The 13,568-nt window shown below is 70.7% G+C and carries 19 protein-coding genes; all 19 read right to left on the bottom strand.

Features of this window, described 5'->3' with window-relative positions:
• Nucleotides 1–63: 63 nt before the first annotated feature.
• The gene (locus AB0L75_RS28145) at nucleotides 64–555 is read right to left on the bottom strand and encodes a hypothetical protein (protein ID WP_365186107.1); all 492 of its coding nucleotides are present in this window, start codon (nucleotides 553–555) and stop codon (nucleotides 64–66) included.
• Nucleotides 556–572: 17 nt separating this feature from the next.
• Nucleotides 573–1,430, bottom strand: coding sequence for a DUF317 domain-containing protein (locus AB0L75_RS28150; RefSeq protein ID WP_365186110.1), 858 nt, complete (start codon nucleotides 1,428–1,430; stop codon nucleotides 573–575).
• Between the two features lie 30 nt (nucleotides 1,431–1,460).
• Nucleotides 1,461–2,096, bottom strand: coding sequence for an HAD family phosphatase (locus AB0L75_RS28155; protein WP_365186113.1), 636 nt, complete (start codon nucleotides 2,094–2,096; stop codon nucleotides 1,461–1,463).
• Complete coding sequence (locus tag AB0L75_RS28160; protein ID WP_365186115.1) at nucleotides 2,093–3,256, bottom strand: MFS transporter; 1,164 nt, start codon at nucleotides 3,254–3,256, stop codon at nucleotides 2,093–2,095. The genes AB0L75_RS28155 and AB0L75_RS28160 overlap by 4 nt, the downstream gene beginning before the upstream one ends.
• Nucleotides 3,253–4,479 carry an ATP-grasp domain-containing protein gene (locus AB0L75_RS28165; protein ID WP_365186313.1) on the bottom strand — a complete coding sequence of 409 codons (1,227 nt, stop codon included), beginning with the start codon at nucleotides 4,477–4,479 and terminating at the stop codon, nucleotides 3,253–3,255. The genes AB0L75_RS28160 and AB0L75_RS28165 overlap by 4 nt, the downstream gene beginning before the upstream one ends.
• Before the next feature lie 88 nt (nucleotides 4,480–4,567).
• Entirely contained in the window at nucleotides 4,568–4,906 is a 339-nt protein-coding gene (locus AB0L75_RS28170) for a hypothetical protein (RefSeq protein ID WP_365186118.1), read from the bottom strand.
• A 60-nt stretch (nucleotides 4,907–4,966) separates the two neighbouring features.
• Nucleotides 4,967–6,208: an MFS transporter gene (locus tag AB0L75_RS28175; RefSeq protein ID WP_365186121.1), complete on the bottom strand. Its 1,242-nt coding sequence runs from the start codon at nucleotides 6,206–6,208 to the stop codon at nucleotides 4,967–4,969.
• Nucleotides 6,205–6,777 (bottom strand): hypothetical protein, encoded by a 573-nt coding sequence (locus AB0L75_RS28180; protein ID WP_365186124.1) that lies wholly within the window; start codon nucleotides 6,775–6,777, stop codon nucleotides 6,205–6,207. The genes AB0L75_RS28175 and AB0L75_RS28180 overlap by 4 nt, the downstream gene beginning before the upstream one ends.
• On the bottom strand, nucleotides 6,774–7,670 hold the full coding sequence (locus tag AB0L75_RS28185; protein ID WP_365186127.1) for a helix-turn-helix domain-containing protein: 897 nt from the start codon (nucleotides 7,668–7,670) through the stop codon (nucleotides 6,774–6,776). The genes AB0L75_RS28180 and AB0L75_RS28185 overlap by 4 nt, the downstream gene beginning before the upstream one ends.
• Before the next feature lie 33 nt (nucleotides 7,671–7,703).
• Nucleotides 7,704–8,138 carry a hypothetical protein gene (locus tag AB0L75_RS28190; protein ID WP_365186130.1) on the bottom strand — a complete coding sequence of 145 codons (435 nt, stop codon included), beginning with the start codon at nucleotides 8,136–8,138 and terminating at the stop codon, nucleotides 7,704–7,706.
• Between the two features lie 11 nt (nucleotides 8,139–8,149).
• Nucleotides 8,150–8,407, bottom strand: coding sequence for a hypothetical protein (locus tag AB0L75_RS28195; RefSeq protein ID WP_365186132.1), 258 nt, complete (start codon nucleotides 8,405–8,407; stop codon nucleotides 8,150–8,152).
• 169 nt (nucleotides 8,408–8,576) lie between these two features.
• Nucleotides 8,577–9,032: a hypothetical protein gene (locus AB0L75_RS28200; protein WP_365186135.1), complete on the bottom strand. Its 456-nt coding sequence runs from the start codon at nucleotides 9,030–9,032 to the stop codon at nucleotides 8,577–8,579.
• A gap of 116 nt (nucleotides 9,033–9,148) precedes the next feature.
• Complete coding sequence (locus tag AB0L75_RS28205) at nucleotides 9,149–9,496, bottom strand: SH3 domain-containing protein (protein ID WP_365186137.1); 348 nt, start codon at nucleotides 9,494–9,496, stop codon at nucleotides 9,149–9,151.
• 195 nt (nucleotides 9,497–9,691) lie between these two features.
• A complete protein-coding gene (locus AB0L75_RS28210; protein WP_365186139.1) occupies nucleotides 9,692–10,411 on the bottom strand; it encodes a hypothetical protein in 720 nt (239 codons plus the stop codon).
• A 56-nt stretch (nucleotides 10,412–10,467) separates the two neighbouring features.
• A complete protein-coding gene (locus AB0L75_RS28215; RefSeq protein ID WP_365186140.1) occupies nucleotides 10,468–11,169 on the bottom strand; it encodes a hypothetical protein in 702 nt (233 codons plus the stop codon).
• Nucleotides 11,166–11,639, bottom strand: coding sequence for a GNAT family N-acetyltransferase (locus AB0L75_RS28220; protein ID WP_365186142.1), 474 nt, complete (start codon nucleotides 11,637–11,639; stop codon nucleotides 11,166–11,168). The genes AB0L75_RS28215 and AB0L75_RS28220 overlap by 4 nt, the downstream gene beginning before the upstream one ends.
• On the bottom strand, nucleotides 11,539–12,411 hold the full coding sequence (locus AB0L75_RS28225; RefSeq protein WP_365186145.1) for a DUF3631 domain-containing protein: 873 nt from the start codon (nucleotides 12,409–12,411) through the stop codon (nucleotides 11,539–11,541). The genes AB0L75_RS28220 and AB0L75_RS28225 overlap by 101 nt, the downstream gene beginning before the upstream one ends.
• Nucleotides 12,408–12,896: a hypothetical protein gene (locus AB0L75_RS28230; RefSeq protein WP_365186148.1), complete on the bottom strand. Its 489-nt coding sequence runs from the start codon at nucleotides 12,894–12,896 to the stop codon at nucleotides 12,408–12,410. The genes AB0L75_RS28225 and AB0L75_RS28230 overlap by 4 nt, the downstream gene beginning before the upstream one ends.
• Nucleotides 12,893–13,540, bottom strand: coding sequence for a DUF4913 domain-containing protein (locus AB0L75_RS28235; RefSeq protein WP_365186151.1), 648 nt, complete (start codon nucleotides 13,538–13,540; stop codon nucleotides 12,893–12,895). The genes AB0L75_RS28230 and AB0L75_RS28235 overlap by 4 nt, the downstream gene beginning before the upstream one ends.
• Between the last annotated feature and the right edge of the window lie 28 nt (nucleotides 13,541–13,568).

Below are 13,568 nucleotides of genomic sequence, written 5' to 3' on the forward strand. Positions count from 1 at the left end.
GGTTCGAGGCTGTCGAAGGCGTCGGGCAAGGTTGCTTCCTGCGATGGGCTGGTGCTGTGGTGATCAATGGGTGCGGCTCGGACCGCGGGTGGACGGCCGGGCCGGCGCGTTCTGTGTCGTGCGGCCGACCGCACGACGCGGGGAGGACGCCTTCCATGCGCCGGGGAACCAGACGCAGGTGTACTGCTCGATCGCATCACGCAGTGCATTGGTGTGGGCGCCGTTCCATGGCACCCAGTCGGGTCTGTCCCGGAACTCCCTGAAGGTTCCGTATCCGGAGTTGTGCGGGTTACGGCCTTGCGTCGAGTCGCGGTGGTCGAACGTCTTGTACTCCGTGAACCACAGGATCGTCGCGTCGAGTTCGCCTCGATCCTGGTGGATGGCGGCGATCCGCAGGCCGTCGTACCCGCCAGCGTAGATGGTGGGGCTGAAGTCGATCCGCAGCCGCAGGGGACCTCCGGGCATAGGGATGGCGTAGTAGACGTCGCCGATGACCGCACTGTCGGTGAAAGGGAGCTTGAGTTCCACGAAGAACTTACGGGCGTGCAGGGCCATTTAGGTCTCCGACGGGATCAGCGGCGCGATCCGGGCAGGGCGGGGCGGCTGGTGGTGCTCCAGCGCGGGACGCTGGAGGTGGTGAGCGCCGGGCGGCGGGAGGCGGTCCGCTGAACGTCCAGCGGGGTCGGCGTCGCCGCTCGCGGCGGGACGACGGGAGTGAGCTGGGCCCTTTGCTGGACGTAGCTGTAGGTGTCATCACGCCAGCGCAGCAGGGGTGCAGGGTCGGAAAGACTTTCGGTAACAGCCTTGAGCAGGGCGACTGGGGTGTCGGTGCTGGCGGTGGCGTACCAGTAGGGATGGTCGACGGAGGTGCCGGCCCACAGATGCCAGCGGGCGTCGCGGGTGGTCAGCTCGGCTTCCGGGTCGAGGGAGCCGGTGGTCCACTCCAGGTGGGCGAGCTGGTCGGGTGACTGGACGGCGAAAACGCCCCAGCGGGGGCGGTCGATCCGCCAGCCACGGTTGATCAGCGGAGCAATCGCCAGGAAGGGGTCGTGGTCCTTGCTGCCGGAAACCGGCCTGGCGAGGTAGCTGTCCAGCCCCTGCACGTATGCCTCGGCGAGGCATGTAGTGAATGCGGTCACGAACTCCGTCGGACAGGAGTCGTTGAAGCACGTGCCCCAGATCGGCGGGCCGAACGGGTCCTTGTAGGCGTTGATGCGCCAGAGGCCGTCGTCTTCGCCTTCGGGGAGGTAGCCGAGGCGGACTTTACCGTCCGGCGCGTTCAGATAGGCGTTTCCGATGTCGTCGTGGTGAAGTTCCCAGCCGAGGTTGCGCAGCGGGTCGAGGCCGGGGTCTCCGATCGCGGTGGTGAGGGCGAGATAGCGCGGGGAGACGTAGACGTCCCCGTCGATGGTGTCGTCGTGGAGCGGCACAGATTCCTGAGGGGGTGAGGTCGGAGTGGGTCAGCCGGCGGGCAGCAGTGCTGCTTCGAGGTCGGCGGCCCGACCGGTGTAATGCAACGTGCGCAGGCCCAGGCGGGAGGCGGCGTCACAGTTGTCCGCGCGATCGTCGACGAACAGCACGCGCCCCGGGTCAGCAATGCCACTGGCCGTCAGGGCATGCTCGTAGGCGGCCGGGTGGGGCTTGCACACGCCGAGGCGCGCCGAATACAGGGCGTCGGTCATCAGCTCGCACCGCCAGTCGGTGGCATCGAGCGCGTCACTCAGGCAGTGCGGGGCGTTGGAGAGCAGCGTCATGGGCAGCCCCCGCGCGCGGGCGCGGCGCAGGATGTCGAGGACATGGTCGTCGGTGTGCATCCACATCGCGGTGTCGGCGGCGCGCAGTTCGCGCAGCAGCCGCGGTCCGGGATGGTGGCCCAGAACCTGCGCCCAGTACGCGAGATCGCTGAGTTCTCCCGCGTCGTATGCCTCACGCGGAGCCCAGAAGGCGCTCTGGAAGGCGTCGAGGTGCCGGTCGGGCCAATCGGCGATGCCGGCGAGGCGGGTCCACATAGGGGTGGTCGGCTGTCTTCCCAGGACGCCGTTGTAGTCGATGATCAGGGCGTCCACGGCGGCCGGGGAAGCGGTGGGGCTGGTCAAGAGGCAGGGTTCTCCAGGGCTTTACGGGACAGAGCGGCAACAGCGGCTGCGAGGACTGCGGGCAGCAGCAGTGCGAGAGGCAGGGAGGTGAGGGTGGCGAGGGCGCCGATGAGGGCGGGACCGGCGAGCAGGCTGGCGTAGCCGGTGACCGAGACGGCGGCGATCGCGCGGGGTCCTCCGGCGCCAGCGGCGGTGATCAGGCTGGGGATCGTGACGGACAGGCCCAGGCCGAAGAGCGCCCACCCAGCCAATGCGGAGGCGACGGTAGATCCGGCCAGGCCGCCGGCGAGACCGAGAGCGGCCAGCGCGGCGCCTGTGCGTACGAGGGCGGGGGCGCCGTATCGGGTGGTGAGCCGGTCGCCTGCGAGTCGTCCGCAGGCCATGGCCGCGCTGTAGAGGGCGAACGCCGCCGCGCTGACCGCGGCCGTCGCACCGAGACTGTGCGCATGGACGGCGGCCCAGTCGGCGGCGGCCCCCTCGCCCAGCAGGGTCGCGGCAGCCAGCGCGCCCAGCAGCCACAACCGGGGCCGGGACACTCTTCCGTGTGCGGTCGGGCTCGTCGTGCTGGGGGTAAGGACGGACTCGAGGCCGGATGTGGCGAGACGACGGGTCGCTCGTGTCGAAGCGCATGCCGCCACCACCGCGACCGTGCCGACGGCGACGAACAGGAAGGTATGGGGGATGTGAGCGGTGAGCGCGGCCACCGCTGCGCCAGCCAGGGCGCCCAGGCTGTAGGAGGCGTGCAGCCCCGCCATGATCAGGCGGCCTGTGGCGTTCTGGCAGCGCACCGCCGAAGCATTGGACGCTACATCCAGGACTCCGTGGGCGGCGCCGAAGACGAACGCCACTGCGAAGAGGGATTCCAGGCTGCGGCAGGTGGCCAGGGCGGCGAGACAGACGGCGAGTCCGATGGCGCCGCCGGTCAGGAGCACGGGGAGCCGAGCCGGTTGGGCAAGGCGCCCTCCGGTCTGCAGGCCGGCCACCATGCCGAGGGCGGCAGCCAGCAGGACCAGGGCGAGCCCGCCGGTGCTGAGATGGGCGGTCTTCTGGACCGCAGGCATACGTGCGCCCCATACCGCCATGACCGTGCCGAGGCCGGCGAAGTAGCCCGTCAGCAGACGGCGACTGCGCACCAGCTCGGCCGCGAGGATGCCGCTCACGCGGCGCGTCCCGCGCCGGCCGCTTCCTGGTGGACGGGGGTCACCTGAACGTCGATGTTGCGGTACGCCTCCTGGGCGCGCGCCTGGGCGATGGCAGCGGTCGGCCCGGTGGTGATCAGGAAGCCGACGCGGGCGCTGAACATGTCGCCGTCGGGCGGCAGAACGAGCCGGTCGCCGCCCTGGCGCTGGAAGCGGACACGCTCCAACCAGTCGGCACCAGCGGCGAAGTCGGCGTCGATCCGGCGGGCGGTGAGGGTGCCGGAGTAGGCCGGGTAGATCAGGCGGATGGCCGCTGCCTGCCGGCGGGTCGGGGTGAGGTCAGGGGCGCGTCCGCAGGCGATGTCGGCGGCAGCGCGCGCCAGGTCGACGCCGGTGGCCAGCTGAACGAGGTGGCCGATCATGTCGCCAGCGATTCTGGCGTTGACCTCGATCAGCCGGGGACGTCCGTCGACCAGGCGCATCTCGACGTGGCTGACGCCGTCGGTGACGCCGAGCGCGTCCAGGGCCGCGACGGCGACGGGAGCCACGGTGGCCAGCAGTGGGTCGGACGCGTCGACTACGTGCGCGAGTTCCTCGAAGTAGGGCGGCATACCGACGGTCTTGCGGGTGACCGCCACCACCGTGGTCTGTCCCTGGTAGGTGACGCACTCCACGCTCACCTCCGGTCCGTCGAGGTACTCCTCGACCAGGACCCGCCTGTTCTCCGTACCGCGGTCGGCGGCCTGGGCGGCGAAGGCGTACGCGGCGGGCAGCTCGTCACGGTCGTTGACGCGGATGACGCCGATGCTGGCGGCGTGTGAGGCGGGCTTGAGGACGACCGGGTAGCCGATGCGCTGCGCGGCCTCGGCTGCCTCCGCCTCGCTGTCCACGCTCACGGACGCCGCGGACGGAACGCCGTGGCGTGCGAACTGCATGCGGGAGGTGGCCTTGTTGCGGCAGCCCTGGACCGCTTCCGGGGCGGTGGTGGCAAGGCCGAGCTGGCGGGCCAGACGTGCGACGGGCACGAGGTACCACTCGGTCCACGTCATCACCCCGGCCAGCGGGTGGCGCTCGGCCAGCGCACGGCCGGCCGCTGACAGAGCCGCCTGGTCGGTGGGGTCGGCGACCTCCCAGTCGAGGAGGAACTCGCGTTCCCAGGTCGGCTCGGCGCCGGAGATCAGGACGATGTCGTAGTGGGCGGCGACATTCTCCAGGCAGTACCCGCGGTATGCCTGAGCCTCCATATCGGCGGCTGCCACGATCAAGGCGACGGGGCGAGAGGACAACAGAGCACTCCAAACAGATCGAGATGAGGGGGATGTGAGGGCCGGTTCAGGGGGTGCGTCGGCGGCGCAGTTCGAAGGCGGACACCCAATGGGGGTGGTCGGCGATCAACTTGCGTGCGTACAGAGCCGTGAAGTTGTTGTTCAGGCCGCGCACGCCCTGGGGCAGCTGCCAGCGCAGGTCCTCGAACAGCCCTTTCAGTCCGACGCGAGTGGCCCCGGCGGCAAGGCGCTCGGCCGTCAGACGCTCCAGCGCGCGGTAGATGTAGGGGTGTTCGGCGTCGAAGGCCGCGAACCGGTCGACAAGTGTCGGCCGCGAGCCCGCGCGAAACGACGGACGGGACACCGGCAGGACGAGTTGGTGGGCAGGGGCGTGCGGCGTGGTCATCGGATGTGGCTCCATGGGGAATGTGCAGGCAGCGAGCAACGGGGAAGGCGAATCAGGAGGTCAGGCGAGGCAGGTGCGCACGCCGGGGGTGGTGCGCAGCCGGGCGAACGCGGCGAAGAGGCCCAGGGCCTGCAGGGCTGCGCAGGCGCTGATCACGTGGCCGAGAAGGGCGGGTGACGCCGCGGCGACGAGGAGGCCGGCGAGAGGGAAGGGCAGCAGGAGCAGCAGGATCGTCAGCGACAGGGTGGCGCCGAACACGGGGGCGGGGATGAGGCGGGAGCGCAGGGTGCGCAGCACCACCGTCATGCCGCCCTCGCCGGCCATGAGGACGGCGATCAGGGCGAGATAGGCGCTGTAGGTGCGCGCCAGCGAGACAGCCGCGCAGGCGGAGGCGGCGATCGTGGCTGAGACGGCTCCGACCGGCCACAGACCCCAGTGGTCGATCGCCCGGCGGCACAGGGCGATGGCCGCGAGTGAGGCGACGGCGGCAGCCGACCAGACCATGCCGACGTCGGCGGTGGAGTGCCCGAGCTGCTTGACGACGATGACGGGGGCGGCGGCCTGCAACAGGCCGACGGCGAGATTCGACACGGTCAGCCCGCCAACCAGCCAGCCGAGCGCGGGCAGGGATCGCAGCGTCGACCAGCCGGTGTGCAGCCCCTGCAGGACCGGCTGCGCGGTCGCGCTCGAGTCCTGGTGGTGCTGGCGGGGGACGAGGAGGGCGGCGAGCAGGGAGAAGCCGGCGATCACGGTCAGCATCCCTGGAGCCCCGGCCCACTGGAGCAGCACTGCGGCGAGTGCGGGGCCGGCCAGGGTGGCGACCTGGTCGATGCCGAGCAGGACGGATTGCACGCGGTGAGCGCGGCCTTGGGCGTCGCGGCTTGCCTTTGCGCCTGCGGTCTCGGTCGCGATGTAGGAGAACTCGGTCAGCACTCCGGTGCACGCGGCGAGCAGCATGACGGTGACCGTCTGGCCGAGTCCGCCACTCTGGGCCGGCAGGACGAGTGCCGCGCCCAGGACGACCAGGGCCCTCGCCGCCGAGGCGAAGCGGATGACGCGGGTGGTGCCGTGGCGGTCGACGAGGGCTCCGGCTACCGCGAAGGCGCCCAGGCGCGGGATCCACTCAAGGGCGAACGCGAGTCCCGTCAAGCTGGCCGAGTCGGTTGCGGCCAGCACCAGCAGCGGAATGCCGTACGTCGTCATGGCGAACGCGGCGGCGTCCATACTGCGCGGCAGGTAGATCCCGCGCAGCAGGGTGGGGACCGGCCGGCGAGCATGGCGGGGTCCGGCGCGGTGTCTCACGTAGCGCGCTCCGTCTCGCTCGCGCCGTGGGAGGAACGGGACACGGTGGTGCGCACGGTCCGCGGATGGGCCCTCAGCCACTCGGCCAGCGCGCTGTGGGCCTGGCGGAGCGCGCGGGCAGCCTCAGTGTCAAGGCCCACGGCACTGGCCGGCAGCGGTCGCGGATCACCGGTTCGTCTGCTGTCGCCCTCAGCGGTGGTGTTCTGAGCGAGCAACTTGAGGGTGTGCTGGACGCGGGTGACGAAGTCGCTGGTGGTGCTGGGGAATTGGTGAGCGCGAGCCCAGCGGGCAGCAGCGTCGTACACGTCGGCGAGGTCTTTACCGCTGCGGGTGAGCCGATAGCGCACCGGCACCTGCTCACGTGTAGAGACCAGGCCGATGCCGTCGGCGGTTTCAAGGGCGTGGCGCAGCTGGTGGCGGGTGAGGTCGTCGAACGTGGCGCCGAGGCTGCCGCGGCTGACGGGGCCGTTGTCGTCGATCTCGCTGATGAACCGGATCAGTCCCGGCAAGGACAGGACCGTGATCGTGCGCCGTGCCTGCTGCTGGGTGAGGATCTCCAGAGTGGTCATCGGCGCGGGCCTCCTGCCGGAGCGATGGGCCGGGCGGGTATCTGGTGGGAGAAGAGGTCGCTGCCCTTCCACGCGGTGGCCGCCGGCACCCTGACCGCGGGGGCGGGCGCGGCCGGGGCGGGGGGCACGGGTACACGGGACTGGTTGGTCAGCCAGGGCCCGGACCGCGTCTGCGACGGGGCCGTGCTGATGCCCCACAGCGGGTGGGATCCGGCCTCGGCGAGTGGCCGTCCGGCCGCCCACGCGGAGAGAGCCTGGAAGACGGGCGCCAGGCCCTGACCGCTGACGGACAGCCGGAAGCTGCGAGCGCCGCTGCCGTCGGCCGTGGCGGTCACCAGTCCGTCGTCGACGATGCGCTCCAGCGGCTTGTAGACCGCGGGGAGCCCGTACCCGGGCATCGCCTCCGCCGCCAGCGCCTTGGCGGTCGCGGTGCCCCGCGCCTTCAGCGCCCACAGCAGCGACGTGGTATGCCGGGGGCTGAGCAGGGTGAGGGCGTCTTCGATGTTCTGGGCCGGGGCGATCGGCTCCGGCTCCACTTCGCCTGTGGTCTTGTTCCTGACGAGTTCCTTCGTCAGGAACTCGTTCCCCCAGGCCGCGATCACGGTGAGGACCGGCATCAACTCACGGCCGCGGGTGGTCAGACCATAGGTGACGTGGCGCGGCGCGTACTCGGTGCGCTCGACCAAGCCGGCATCGGTCAGGCGGCGGAGGCGCGGGTGGAGCTGGCCGTCGTCGAGCAGCGCCAGCCGGGTCTTGATCTCCGCGTAGCGCAGCGGCTGGGCGGACAGGGTCATCAGCACCCACGCCGTCCAGCGCGGGGCGAGCATCTCCAGGGTCTCGGTGACGCGCGAGAGGTCGTTCATGGTGGTGCGGGGCAGACCGGTGGTGGCCAAGGGAAGGGGTGCTCCTCAAGCGGTGCGGGTAGGTCAGCGGGCGCGGGAGGCGGCGGACGCCGGCGCCAGGGCGGCCGGTACGGGCGGAGCCGGCGTGGGCCGGGCCAGGTCGGGTTCATCCGGTCCGGATACGCGGCGCAGTCCTCCCAGAACCGCGCCAACGCTGTGTGCGTAGGCATCACGGGCGGCGACGGCCGCGGCGATACGGCGGGCGCAGTCGAGGATGTGACCGGCATCGACGCGGTCGATCTCCCGGTCGGGGTCGGCGAGTTCGAGCAGCCGGTCCAGTTCGAAGACGATGCCGCGTTCGGCGAGCACCAGCTCGGCGTGGGCGCCGGTCAGGGCGGCGAGCATGGCATTGCCCTCGGCATGGGCTTCGAGGACGGCGATCGGATGCCCGTACAGCGCCTCGATGCGCTCGGCGATCAGCCGGGAAGCGCAGTGCGCGGTGGTGCGGGGCTGGGACAAGCGGCGGACTTTCAGGGGCGTGGTGCCCGCACCGTCCCGGCACGCGTGGATGCCGGGACGCGCGGAACAGCGGCGGTGATCTTCGGCTGGGTGAACTGCACCGATTTCTCTGGTGGTTGGTGGACGGCGGGCATGCTCCGCAGCAGGTCATCGAGGGCGGCGACATAGCCGTCGCGGCCGGCCAGAGCCGCCTCCAGCCACTGGGCGTCCCAGCGCAGCACCTCCCCCCATGTCGCGGTCGGCGGCAGTCGCCTGGTGCACCCGGTCACGGACCCGGGCCACCTGTTCCTCGGCCACTGCCAGGAAGGAGCGCAGTTCCAGCGCGCTGCAGGGCCGCGGACGCCTCCCGGCCGACCGCCTGCTCGTACAGCTCGGCCAGCGAGGCGCCGAATGCTTTCTCCAGCGCCTGGTCCTGGCTAGTGGTCTTCCTGCTCACGCTCACCGCGCCGCTCCCCGGATACCGGCGCTCGGGGCACTCGGTACGGCCGGCGGCGTGGTGGGCAGGGCCGGACCGCGTCGAGCCGCCGGCGCCGTGCCACGCCAGGCACCGGGGCCACGCTTACCGGGGGCATTCGGGTCGAGGACGTAGTTGACGACCATGGCGCGTCCGTCGCGGACGGCGACAGCGGCGTTGACCTGGTGGGCCAGTTCCATCGCCGGGTCGTCGAGTTCGCTGGTGGTGGCCTCCAGCACCGCAACAAGCGCGTCCTCGGCCGTCTCCAGTGCGCCTTGGGCCTCGGTGAGCAGGCCGTACCAGTGCACGACCTTGGTCGCCTCGGTGTTGGCCCGGGGCGCCGCGGTCACCGCCCGGCGAAGATCCTCCAGCGGCATCTGGAAACGGGCCTCGATCTGCTGCGTGATGACGCCCATCACGTCGTCGGCGTCGTCGGGCACCGCGTGGCTCCTCTCGTTCTAGGTCAGGAAGAAATGCCGCCCAAGGCGGGGTACAAACAAGGTTTTTCGCATGCCGAATCCGGGCCGGAATACGGATCCGTGAAGTAGCGCGATGGCTAGTCGAGGCACATGTAGACCTCGCGGTAGACATAGGTGCCGGACACCCAGCCCTTCACACCGGTGGTCTTGTCGGTGATGTAGTGCCAATTGCCGCTGGTCTTGTGGACGGTGAACTCGTGGCCGCGGTAGAGGATGCCGACGCTGGTGGACTTGGCTGACGCCTTGGAGCGGATGGTCACGGCCTTCGTGCCGGTCACCCACGGTCCGAGCCGGTCGCACGAACGGGCGGTCGGCGCCGAGGCCGGAACCTGGGAAGGTGCGGCGCTGGCAGTCGGGGCGGTCAGGACCGGGAGCGCCAGCGCCCCGAGGAGGGCGGCGGATATGGCGAATCGGGTGGAGCGCATGGGTAACTGCCTCCATGGCAGGGAGAGGGAATGGGAAAGAAGACCCGGGCGTGTGCCGTGCGGGCCGATAACTAGAGTCCGGAGAATCCCCGGTTTCGGTAACCGGGGATTGCGTGCTATGTTCCGCGCCGCCCGTCAGAGCGGGCGGCATTTCTCCGGACGGCAAAAGGGCGGTAGCACGCTGGCAGCCGGGACTCAGCGGCCGGGCCGGCGAGGCGGAGCGGGCCGCGCTGGCGCAGCGGCAGGGGCGGCAGCACTGTGACGGAGGGCTGGAGTGGCGGTGGGCAGTGGGATGTCTTCGCCACGCCAGTGCGCTTCCCACCAGCGGGTAGCGGCGTCGAAGGTGGCGAAGCCGCCCTCGCGCAGGGTGTGCGTCCAAGTGCCGGTGTCGACCTGTTCGAGCAGCACGCGGAAGGGCAGTTCCGCCTTCTCGTCGAGGGCGCGCAGCAGCACGGTGATCTCCATCGGCTCGCTGTCGTGGGTGTAGCTGGTCAGCACGGCGAAGTGGTCGCCGTCGCTGCGCAGCCGCCGCTCCAGGGCGCGCGTGGCCTGGTCCGCGGGTGCGGTACCCATGCTCTCGGACAGGAGGATCTTCTCCTCGGGGCAGCCGCGGGCGATCAGCCACGACTGGGCCATGGATGCCAGCGGCAGCATCGCGTGGTCGAAGCCGAAGGTGCGCGCCTGCACATCACGCTTGAGGTGCAGGGCAACCAGCTGCGGCTCCCCGGGGATACCCCAGGTCACAGCCCGGTTGTGCAGCACGTAGAAGCTGTGCTCGCCGTCCTGGCTGTGGTGTTCGGCGAGCACGGTGAGCATGTCCTGCTCGATGGTGATGTGCTGCCGGAACTGCTCGGCGAGGCGGTCGTTGACGGGGCGGTAGCCGTCGAGGCGGAAATCCGGTTCGTAGTCGGGCATCAGTGCTTTCGGTTCGACGACGCCATCGGCGTCGCGGGCATAGCGCGGTTAGCCGCTCAGCGACGCGGGTGCGCGGCGGCTTGGGGCGCCGCAGGTACGGGCGGGGGCGTGGTCCCGGGCGGGCCTGCGGGGCGCGGGGCGGCGAGGACGGCCCGGCCTGCGTCGGTGAGGGTGACGGGCTGTCCGGCGTGCACTGGATGTGAGGTGTCGCGCTGGACCAGGCCGGCCCCTTCCAGGTGCCGCAACTGCCGGTAGGAGATGCGCGTGCGGGATCCGGTCGCCACGGCCAGCCGCTGGGTGATCAGGTTTTCGTGCAGCTTGGCGCCCTGGGTGATGGCGAGCAGTGCCGCGAAGTCCTTCGCGGACACCTGCTGCGGGACAGGCTTCGGGGCGGCAGCCTCGATCGGGACCAGTGCCTGCCGGACCTTGTCCTGCCAGGCATCGCGTTCGTCGGCGGCTTCCTCCAGTTGGCCGACGGTGCGGTCGATCCGCTCGAGCAGGAGCCCGTCGACCGGGAATTGACCGGATGCGAGTCGGGCGAGCAGAACGCGGTGGAAGGTCACGGCGGTCTCGGCCCTGACAAGGGCGCGGTGGGCATCGACCAGAGCGGCATGCGGCGCGTCCAGTAGGCCGCCGTCTCGGTACCGCCACAGCTGCTCGATGCTGCGTCCAACGGCCGCCTCGATGCGGTGATCGAGAGCGGTCAGCATCTTCCGCGCAGGCGAGGGGACAGGGGTGAAGGATGAGGGCGAAGTCATGGCCAAGCGGCTCCTGTGGACGAGCGGAGGTCCGGGCCGAGCCCGTCCAGGGCGAGGCGGACCTCGACATACGGGCCGTCGCGGATGTGCCGGGTCGGCCCCAGACGGTCCAGGAGCCGGAGCATGGGCGTGTTGGACGCCTGCGTGAACGCGGTCAGGGTGTGGAAACCGCGAGCCCGTGCCCTGTCGGCTGCGTGCCGGGCCAGGACGGTGCCGACGCCCTGGCGCTGGCACCTGTCGATCACCTGAAGCCCGAGGTCAACGGCGCCCGGCACACCGCTGACGGCCCCGATGCAGACGAGCGCGACGACCTGCTCGCCCGCATCGAGGCCGACCCAGCACTCTGCCCGGGCCAGCAGCCGCGTCAGGTCATCGGGCGCCACACGGATACGGCCCCAGCGACGCATCAGGTTCGCCGCCGGGCACTGCTGGTGAAAGGCGACGATCAGCTCCCGGTCCGCCGCCGTCACCCGTCGTGTCTGCGCAAGGGAGGGATGCGTCAGCAGGATCAGGCGGGACGAGCGGCGAGCAGGTCGCTGCGGTGATAGCCCCTGGAGCGGCTGCCGTCAGTGGCGCGGGGCTTGCGGGACCGGACGCCATAGGGGCCAGCAGGCGGGCGAGGCGTATGGGCGTGATGTCGGCATACGGCCGCTGCCCCTCGCCTTCGCCGGGCAGATCACGCAGGTGCGCGACCAGATCGGCGGTGGCGACGTATGCCGGGTCGGCCAGGGCGCCGAAGACCTGCAGGCAGGCGTGGACGATGCTCTCCGACAGGTCCTGGCAGGACGCCACGTCCTCCTCGGGTACGGGCGCCTCGAAGTCGTCGAAGTCGGGATCAAAGTCCGGCTCGAAATCTGGCTCGTACTCCGGCTCGAAGTCGGGCTCGTACTCCGGCTCGAAGTCGGGCTCGAAGTCCGGTTCCTCCTCTAGCGCCAGCTCGTACTCGGTCTCGTCCTCGGACTCCAACGCAGCTGCGCAGCGGCAGGACATGGACAGCCATGCACTCAGCTCGGCACCGGCCGCCATGCGGTCGATGAGAAGCTCGGTGAGCTGGTCGAGCTGCTCGGTGACGCTGACGCCGTCGAGGCGTTCGTCGCCCGCCATGGCAGCAAGCTTGCGGTCGAGATCCTGGACCTCGATGTACACGTCCAGGATGGCCCGGTGATACGGGTTCTCGTCGACCGAAGACCGCACCAGTACGGCGGCGGCAATCTGGTCGATCAGGGTGGGGAACTGCGTCAACGAACAGGGCCCTTCAGGGTCGGTGAAGTTGCGGGTCGGGGAAGGCCGGGCATCGCGTACGGCGGCGGTGCGGGCTTGGGGATCGGCTGCCGGGCAGCGAGCTGCGGGGAGCGGGTGCGGGCGGCGTGGGTGAGGGTGCTGACCGGGCGCCGGGTGATGCCGAGGCGGGCGCGGGCGGTGTCGTACACGTCGTGTGCCTCGCGCGGGCGCACCGCCACGACGTGGATCTCGGTGCGGTAGGCGGAGGTGGCGGGTGCCGGGCGTTGGGCGTAGACGATGCGCCACTCGTTGCGGTGGTCGACGTAGATCTTCCGGCAGCCGGCCAGATCGCGGGTGAGCTTGGCCCCGAACAGGCGGGCGCAGACGACGTCCTGGATCTGGGCCATGGACAGGTCGCGGATGTCCGAGGGAGCGGCCAGGAGATCGTTCAGAGCACGCGGGTCAAATGACAGGCCGAAGACCGGCCGGATCTCGGGGCCGTTCATCCTCCGGCCTGGTCCGGCTCGTCGTTCTCCTTCAGCTCCCCGGCGGCGGCCGTCATGGTGCGGGCCGAGGGAGGCGGGCCGGGCAGCAGGCGGTGGGCCGGCCGGTCTGGATCCGTCATGCACGCGGACAGCGGTCCGCCGGGGGCCCTCACGGTGGCCATGGCGTGGGTGAGGAAGTCCCGGTGCCACACGAACAGACCGGCCAGCCCGGCTTCGGGGTCTTTGTGCTGCTGGTAGGCCAGCCACAGGGCGTGCAGCCAGGCGACGACGTCGCTGTGCTCCTGCCACTGCGGGCACCACGGTGCGGCGGTGGTGACCTCCGCCCCGTAGACGCGGATGAGGAAGTCGTCCACCCAGTCGGAGAGGGCATCGAGTTCGTCTTCGTATTCCTCGCCCTCCAGCTCCAGGATGGGGCGGGGTTCCGCCGTGGTGCCCTGCGGCGGCATGCCGGCGAATCCCGGGATGCCGAAGGCGCCGAACGGTGAAGCAGGCGGTGCGGCAGCAAGGCTGTCCAGCTGCCGCGCCTGCTCTGCGGACTGGTCGAGCAGTTTGCGTACGCTCGCCTCGATGCTATCCAGATCGGATTCCGGAATCCGGACCGGTTCCAGATCCCCGTCCTCCGGGGGGTTGATGGGTTCAGGCACGAAAAGGGGCCTCCTTGAAGCCGCAGCC

Source organism: Streptomyces sp. NPDC052101, from assembly GCF_040680235.1.
In the GTDB taxonomy this organism is placed as follows: domain Bacteria; phylum Actinomycetota; class Actinomycetes; order Streptomycetales; family Streptomycetaceae; genus Streptomyces.